This window comes from Candidatus Magnetobacterium casense (genome assembly GCF_019173545.1).
Lineage (GTDB): Bacteria > Nitrospirota > Thermodesulfovibrionia > Thermodesulfovibrionales > Magnetobacteriaceae > Magnetobacterium > Magnetobacterium cryptolimnobacter.
Map to the genome: position 1 here is coordinate 1 of NZ_JABXWD010000140.1, position 8,805 is coordinate 8,805.

General features: G+C 49.6%; 7 protein-coding genes. All 7 read left to right on the top strand.

Features of this window, described 5'->3' with window-relative positions; all coding sequences use genetic code 11:
• Positions 1-266 precede the first annotated feature (266 nt).
• The gene (locus HWQ67_RS08900; RefSeq protein ID WP_218252333.1) at positions 267-1,640 is read left to right on the top strand and encodes an adenylate/guanylate cyclase domain-containing protein; all 1,374 of its coding nucleotides are present in this window, start codon (positions 267-269) and stop codon (positions 1,638-1,640) included.
• A gap of 220 nt (positions 1,641-1,860) precedes the next feature.
• Entirely contained in the window at positions 1,861-2,643 is a 783-nt protein-coding gene (locus tag HWQ67_RS08905) for a hypothetical protein (protein WP_218252334.1), read from the top strand.
• 11 nt (positions 2,644-2,654) lie between these two features.
• Entirely contained in the window at positions 2,655-3,665 is a 1,011-nt protein-coding gene (locus HWQ67_RS08910; protein WP_218252335.1) for a tetratricopeptide repeat protein, read from the top strand.
• Positions 3,666-3,890: 225 nt separating this feature from the next.
• A complete protein-coding gene (locus tag HWQ67_RS20210) occupies positions 3,891-4,451 on the top strand; it encodes a type II secretion system protein (protein WP_320414557.1) in 561 nt (186 codons plus the stop codon).
• 231 nt (positions 4,452-4,682) lie between these two features.
• Positions 4,683-5,195, top strand: coding sequence for a thiol peroxidase (gene tpx, locus HWQ67_RS08920; protein WP_218252336.1), 513 nt, complete (start codon positions 4,683-4,685; stop codon positions 5,193-5,195).
• A 186-nt stretch (positions 5,196-5,381) separates the two neighbouring features.
• Positions 5,382-6,962, top strand: a complete 1,581-nt coding sequence (locus HWQ67_RS08925; protein ID WP_218252337.1) for an ArnT family glycosyltransferase — start codon at positions 5,382-5,384, stop codon at positions 6,960-6,962.
• Between the two features lie 204 nt (positions 6,963-7,166).
• On the top strand, positions 7,167-8,453 hold the full coding sequence (locus tag HWQ67_RS08930; protein WP_218252338.1) for a thiolase family protein: 1,287 nt from the start codon (positions 7,167-7,169) through the stop codon (positions 8,451-8,453).
• Positions 8,454-8,805 lie beyond the last annotated feature (352 nt).

Below are 8,805 nucleotides of genomic sequence, written 5' to 3' on the forward strand. Positions count from 1 at the left end.
CGCCCCTGGCTCAATTGTCGCACCCGCCCCGGGCACGAAGAAGTCCCCTTGACCCCATTATTTCACACTCAAATATCATGCCTGAAAAAACCTGCGTTATTTCAGTATATCACTTTTATTAATTATTGACTTTTTGGTACAATAGTATTAATGAATAGTTGCCCAACACGTTTGCAGTCATGGCAAACAAGATGTAAAGGGAGATGAGCCTGGGCGTTTAGAATCAGGTAATAGTGTGATATATTTGACAAAAGAGGACATAGACAATGCCGTTACCCCCTAAAGATCAAAAACCATGGATTGGTGGAACTCCCGAGGAGAGAACCGAAAACTTTAACATGGAACAGTTGCTGGAGAAAAAGAAAAAGATCGAGTCCCTCCTGCACAACAAATACACCAAATGGGTTACCATAATGTTTACCGATCTTGAAGGCTCTACGGTGCTGACGGAGGAGGCAGGGGACCTTGCCTTACGAACCGTTATAAAGAATCAAAACGACATCATCCACCCAATAATAAATAAGTTCCGGGGTACCTACGTCAAGTCCATAGGCGATGGCACGCTGTCATACTTTGAATCAGCCAGAAATGCCGTTGAGGCTGCCGTTGATATACAGCGTGCAGTGGCACGGCATAACATCAGGGAAGAGGATATGCTTAAGATACACCTGCGCATAGGCCTCAATACGGGCAACTGCATAGTTGAACACAATGACGTCTTTGGCGATGTGGTAAACGTTGCTCAACGCTTTGAAGCCATGGCAAACACAGGCGAAATATATCTTTCCGAGGAGACCTTCAACACCCTTGACGAAACATACAAGCAGTTGTGTAGTTACATCAAGACGGCGAACATAAAGGGCAAAAAAGAGGCATTTAAGGTCTACATGGCCATGTGGGAACATACCGCGGCAGACAAGATAGTCGCTGACAAGCTCGACGCCGTACCGGTCCTGCGGATAGAGAGGGACGGTTATCCACCCTTTACGATACCGATCAAGGAGGAGGAGCTGCTCATAGGGCGTACAAGTGACTGTGATATCTCTTTGACAGAGCAATTTGTCTCCCGTCACCACGCACACGTGTTTTTGCTTGATGGGGCCTACTACGTCGAGGACCTGCAAAGTCAGACCGGGATCACCCTCAACGATAAGGTCATCACCTCCTCCGTACTTAAACACGGCGATGTGATAAACATAGGCCCCTCTATTGCTATAACTTTTCTGCAATCACACTCGGATGACTCCGTCACCATGCGCAGTACACAAGACAAGTTGCGCAAGGAGATCAGCAAGATCGTGGCACACTACGAGCAAGAATCCTATAGCGTCATCGTTTTGCAGAACAACTCCGAAATACAACAACACTCTATCTCTACCGGCGGACTCATGATAGGACGCTCAGGGACATGCAATATCCACCTGCCGGAGCAAGTCGTATCGGCCAAACATGCAAGGCTCTGGTACGACAACAAGGCTATCTATATCGTTGACCTTAACAGCACAAATGGCGTCTTTCTAAACGGCATCCAAATCCCTTCCGACAAACCCATAAAGCTCAACACTACGGACAAGGTCGAAATAGGCCCCTTTATCCTGAAACTAATCGCCTCCGATCCAAACGACAACCCCTATGAATAAAGGGCTTTGTGCTGATTACGGAGCGATGATAAGTACATGGACAAAAGTTTTTATATAAACCATAGGATTGAGTATTATGGGGTCAAGGGGACTGGTCCCCTCGCAGGGGGGTCTGAGGGGGCCAGGAGCGTCCTGGAGCGAAAAAGAAGGCGGAGCCGCCCCCTTCTTTCTTCTTTACGTATAAAGTTAATTATGGGCAGGTACTTATCAGGGCGCTTTAATGCGTTGCCGACATTTAGCCCCCGAGGTTAAACTCATCAAAGAAAACATAAAAACACTCACACTCGCCCTGTTGCTACTAACCCTTGTCGTGTACTACCGGGTGGGGTTTAACGACTTTATAAACTACGACGACCCACAGTACGTCAGGGACAATCCCATTGTAAATGCAGGTCTGACCAAGGAGGGAGTCTTGTGGGCGTTGAGGTCTACGTTCATGTCCAACTGGCATCCGTTGACGTGGATTTCTCACATGACGGATGTTTCGCTCTTCAGGCTAAACCCCGGAGGACATCATCTTACAAGTCTCATAATCCACATGCTAAACACCGTCTTGTTGTTCTGCGTCCTGTACCGGATGACGGCAGAGAGGTGGCAGAGCGCTTTTGTTGCGACACTGTTTGCCATACACCCTTTAGGTGTAGAGTCTGTTGCGTGGGTGGCGGAGCGCAAAAATGTACTGAGTACGCTGTTTTGGCTCCTGACCATGATTGCATATCACCACTATGCAAATTCACCACCTACAAGTGGGACTGATGTCCCTCCCAACCGCCAGGACACGTGGACGAGGGCAGGGAGATACATGCTTGTCATGTTGTTGCTAGCACTGTCGCTTATGGCCAAGCCGATGGCGGTTACGCTGCCCTGTGTCCTGATCCTGATGGATGTATGGCCGCTAAGGAGGTTCAATTATCGGACGGTCATAGAAAAGATACCGCTTTTTGCCCTGTCTGCGATATCGGCCATGATCACTTACACATACAGAGTGAGGCTCACGGGCTAAAGCCGTTGAGTGTGTTGCCGATTGCAAGGCGTGTCTCTACGGCTATAGTCAGTTACGTGCAATACCTGTACATGATGGTAAATCCAAGTAAGTTGGCCATCTTTTATCCCTATCCCTACGACATGCCCTTGTGGAAGCCTGTTGCCGCCTTCGTGTTTCTTGTAACAATCAGCATCTGTGCCCTGCTCGCAACCCGCAGGAGACCCTACTTACTTGTTGGCTGGCTGTGGTATCTGGGCACCCTGGTGCCAGTGATCAAGCTGGTACATACGGGACGTGAGGCCGTTGCCGACAGATACGCATACGTTCCGCTCATTGGTATCTATATAATCCTGGCGTGGGGCAGCGCCGACCTCCTGCAAAGCAACAGGTTCCGAAAACCGCTCCTTGCTGCGGCAGCCGCTGTGATGATCGTGTTTTACTCGGCCCTTACGTGGACATACACCGGACACTGGAAAAACTCTCTGAGCATATTCAGACATGCCATTGACGTCGTGGATAACAACTACAAGGCCTACAACAACTACGGCAACGACTTGCTACTGAGCGACTACGGCAAACTGGACGAGGCCATCGGATACTTCGCCAGGGGGCTTGAGTTAAAAAGCGATGACCCGGAATTACACATGAGCATGGGCAATGCCCTCACTGCCAAGGGCAGGCTCGAAGAGGCCATGGAGCATTACGCACGCTCAGGCCCACTGATGTCCCCTGATGATGAGGCCCTGGTACGCAAGCGATTTGGATTGCTCTACCTCAACAGAAAACAATACCAATACGCCATCATACACCTCAACAAGTATATCGAACACTACCCCGATGACACGGAGGCGCTAAACAACCTTGCCACTGCCCTGATGTCCCTTGACAGGGTGGATGAGGCCATCGGAGTCCTTACCAGGGCCGTCTCTCTCTCCCCGCAGAGTGGTCACTTACACAAGCACTTGGGGGATGCCCTGACAAAGGCCGGAAGGTTCCAGGAGGCACAGAGGCATCTGTTCCAGGCTCGGCAACTTAACTAACACTACGACACTGTAACATTGTGGCATGTATGACACAATGTGGCATGTATGACACAATATGGCAACGGAAATAGATATTACCTTAATAATATAGCCGTATTCTTGAAAATTCTCTATGGCATGATTACTGCATTATAACAGTTGGCAATGAGTTTAAAGTGGAATAGAGTAAAAGATCGGTTTTTAACCGTCTTAAGGAAAGTATCAGTTAAGAGGAGGACCAACATGTTTAAGATAGTGTCAGAGATGAGCAAGAGGGACGAAAGGGGTTTTACCTTGATCGAATTATTGATCGTTATAGCGATTATCGGAATTCTGACCGCTATAGCAGTGCCGGCGTTTCTAGGGCAGAGGGAGAAGGCCAAGGTTAGGGCAGTTGAATCAGGAGCAAAGGGGGCCGTATCAGACCTGCAGGGATATCTGGATTCCTATGTTTCAGGAGATCCATACATAATTATAACCAGTACGGCAGGTGCCCAGGGTTGCGTAGAGGCCACCAATGCAACGGCAACAGGCAAGACCTGTCAGTCCATGTACAACCAGGCCAGTTCAAGCACATACACCGCATTTCCGGGTGGTATCACGGATATACTTAACGACTTTATTAACCACCACACCTATAAGGGTGACAAGAGTCCGTTTACCGGAGCAGCACTATTCGTTACAACTCACACCACAGAGGGTGAGGTGTTTGTAACCCCAAGTGGTACACGTGCGGTCAACATCACTGCATACGCCACGGATACAACCTCCCCTATCTTCAGTCAGGTGGTTACAACAAGATAAGCGGTTCCCACAAAGGGAACTATCATAGTCCTGTAGTTAAAGAAAGCAGAGCGGGCAGGGGCATAAGCATCCCCTGTCTGCTTTTTTTTGTGTGTGATTCTGTCCACCACAGCGGTCAACTGCGGATAGATTTTTTATGCGAGACAATTTCGGGATGTTTACAAATTATAACGTTATATTTTAAGATATCACAGTTCTATAATCTTTAGAAAAAAACAGGAGGCCCAAGACATGGAAAGAAAAGGTGTGATTACATTTCAAGGTAACGGATTAACCCTCGTTGGTTCCGAGGTGAAGATTGGAGATAAGGCACCGGATTTTACAGCCCTCGATAACGGCTTAGGCCCGGTAGGACTAAAAAGTTACGCCGGAAAGGTCAAGGTCGTAAGCGTAACACCATCGCTTGACACCCCCGTGTGCGACATGCAACTGAGAAAGTTCAACGAGGAGGCCGCAAAGCTCTCAAAAGATGTAGTCGTCATAAACATCAGTATGGACCTGCCATTTGCAAACGCCAGATTCTGCACACATGCCGGTATCCAAAACGCCATAACCCTCTCTGACCACAAGGACGCCTCTTTTGGTATGGCCTACGGTGTTGTAATCCAGGAGTTAAGACTGCTCAGTCGTGCCATCTTTGTAATTGACAAGACCGACACCATCAAGTACGTCGAGGTAGTCCCCGAAATCACAAACCATCCCGACTACGACAAGGCCCTATCCGCCGCTAAACAACTGGCGTAATAGTTCGGACTTACAAGTGAAAGGCCATGTATAATCACCCCACTGTAGGAAGGGGTCAAGGGGTCTGGACCCCTTGCGGGAGGGGGTCTGAGGGGGAGGGCAGCGCCCTTCCCCTTCTTTTCTTTTCTTAAAGTGCTGGATTCCAATCGAGACATAGGGAAAGGGTACCAAATAGCGCTCCTATCGTTGGTTGTTATTGTACCCTTTCTACTGACGAGATTGCCGTTTTACCTGTACTACCCCATGGTAACGCTCACCCCCGATAGCTGGACGTACTCAATGTTGGCCTTTAATATCCTTGAGGGCGTGCCGCCGCAGTTTGACCACCGTACTCCGGGATATCCACTGTTTATTGCGCTGGTGTTTAAGCTCTTTACGGGTACGAATCTGTCGCTGGCCATGACCCAGAGCCTGGTCTGCTTGGGGGCAATGCTGTTGTTTGTCTACGTGATATTCAGACACTTAGGCGCACGGACGGCACTATACACGGCCATGGCATTAACGGCTGCCTCCAATACCATTACCTTCGTGTGGTCTGAGACAACGTATATGACAGAGAGTTTGTACGTCAGCTTTTTAATAATGTCCCTAGCATGTCTGATACACGCACTGCACGGCAGAAATACCCTCTGCTGGGGCATGACATCCCTCCTGATGGGCTACACCGTCTGGATACGACCAGGCGGATTGTTTTTGGTCATCTCCATATCTTTGATTACTGTCTATCTTATTAAGAACTCCTATCCCAGAAGGACGGCTCTGAGCTTTGTCACGCCCTTTGCCATGATGATGTTGTCCCTGGCCACCTACAACCTCTGTACCATTGGCTCCTTTACGCTATCCCCCTTTGGGGCCAACAACATCTTTGCCGTAACAATGCCCTTCATGGAGACCCCCAAGAGCCTCCCGCCGCAGGTTGGCAAGGCCTTTGTCGATAGCGTCACGCCGCGTGTCCCCATCAACGTCAGGGACACCATAAACAACTCCTGGGACATCAAGGAACTTCGCAACGCCTTTTTTGCCGTCTATCCACAGAACCTGGCCGTTACGCTCGAACTAAAAAACATCCTGCAACCCCCCCCAGGTACCGCTACCCCACTGATGGGCCTCTACCCATACATGAGAAACATCGCACGCACTTCAATAAAGGCACACCCCATCCTGTACGCAAAGTTTGTAGGGACTATGTTTCTGTACTACTTCCTGAATGTCGGAGAAGACGAGGCCAGTCTCACGGCCAAAGAGGATATCTACAATTCCGTGATCCGGTACAATATCTACACGCTCATCTCCCACTACAACACCATGAAAACGGCAAACACCACACAAAACGCCGCCATCATCAGACAGACCCTCAACGAGTACGCAGACCCCTTTCCACCCAAATACCCCTTCTACGCTATGGTCCTAGGAAAGCAGGGGGACGGTGTCAAGCTCGAACTCCTGCTTGTTCGTCTCAAAGAAACGGGGTTTCAGTCCCTCAGCACGTCGTATCTGAGATATCATAAGCTCCTGTTTAAGAACATAGCCTGGGTGATGTTGTACCTCCTTGCATTTTCCTACGGCATCTATGTCTTGTGCAAGGGCAGGTTCTCTGATGTACCGTCACTGATCGTCGTGGTAATTGGCAGTGTGCCTGTGCTTTCGGCAGTGCTTGGCAGTCTGATGTCGGTGGCCTACATACGTTACAGCTACGTGGTGGAGTTCTGCTACTACCTGACCGTGGCCCTCTTACCAACGCTACTTATACGAAAGAAGAGATTATAGCACGTTTTGATTGGATTAAATACAAGATAATGGCATTTTACGGGGTCAAGGGGACTTCTTTGCGGCCGGGGCGGGTGCGACCCCTTTATTTCTTTTTTGAAACGTGCTATATATGCCCAGGATTTTTTTACAGCAATAATTTTTTTTGCTTTCTCTGGCTGTGATATGGCAAAATATTGGTAAATTTTATTAGGAGGTTGACCTTTGAAAGAAGTAGTAATAGTTAGTGGTGTCAGGACTGCGGTGGGGGCCTTTGGTGGAACTCTCAAGGATGTGTCGGCAATAGACCTTGGGGCATTGGTCATCAAGGAGACATTGAAGAATGTAGGTCTGAGACCGGTGGCCGATGAGGCGTTGAAGGAGTTTGCCCCTGACAAGCTGAAGGATCAGGGGATGATTGAACTCGAGAAGAGGTATCACGACTACGACAGTGCCCTCAGTCCCGTGTCAATAGACGAGGTCGTGATGGGCAATGTAGTCCAGGCCGGGCAGGGTCAGAATCCTGCCAGACAGGCAACCATCAGAAGCGGTGTCCCCAAGGAGACACCAGCGGCAACCATCAACAAGGTCTGTTCCTCCGGGCTGAGGTCTATAGCTATGGGGGCACAAAGCATCATGCTTGGTGAGGCCGATGTGGTCATCGCCGGAGGCATGGAGAGCATGAGCAACATCCCGTTTACGTTACCGTCGGCACGCTGGGGCTACAGGATGGCGTTGACCGGGGTGGCCGATATCATCGACCTGATGGTCTATGACGGTCTGTATGAGATATTCTATGGCTATCACATGGGTATCACGGCAGAGAACATTGTACAGCTCTACGGCATATCCAGGGAGGAGCAGGACCAACTCAGTGTGCTCAGTCACACCAGGGCACGTCAGGCAATAGTCGATGGCACGTTTAAAGAGGAGATTGTCCCCGTCGTAATCAAGGGACGCAAGGAGGACACCATCGTGGATACCGATGAGCGCCCAATGGATACCTCCATGGAGAAACTGGCAAAGATGAAGCCCGCATTTAAGAAGGATGGCTCCGTCACAGCCGGTAACGCCTCCGGTATCAACGACGGAGCGGCGGCAGTGTTGCTGATGAGCGCCGACAAGGCAAAGGCGATGGGCCTGGAGCCGTATGTCAAGATAAAGGGCTTCGCTACGGGCGCCATAGACCCTGCATATATGGGATTAGGGCCTATACCGGCAGTAAGAAAGCTGTTAAAGCAAAACGGTCTCAGCGTTGGAGACATCGATTGCTGGGAGGTCAACGAGGCCTTTGCCGCCCAGGCACTTGCCTGCATAAAGGAACTGGGACTGGCCAACGACAAGCCCAATGAACTGGGCAGTGGTATCTCCCTTGGACATCCGATTGGATGCACGGGGGCCAGACAGGTCGTCACCGGTATGCGGCAAATGAAACGCAAGGGATACAAGAGGGGCATCGTAACCATGTGCATCGGTGGTGGCATGGGCTATGCCATGTTGATGGAACGATAGCAGGAAAAACTTCCGGGGAAAAAAGGGGGACGGTATTTATGCTGCCCCCCTCTTTCTTTGTATTGCATGCGAGCCAAACACGCTATAAGTGGTATACTGAAATGACGCAGGTTTTTTCAGGCATGATATTTTATTGACAAAATAATGGGGTCAAGGGGGCTGGCCCCCTTGCAGGGGGTTCTGAAGGGGGGCGGAGCCGCCCCTTTCTTTTCTTGTATCGCACGCAATCGAAACGCGCTATATACGGAAGTTCCAGATGATAGCCTTCTAAAATCCGTATAAACCATTGAATATATTGCCAATGCGAAGGTCTATTATTTTTTATGTAGGGACGAATATTATTATATTAATG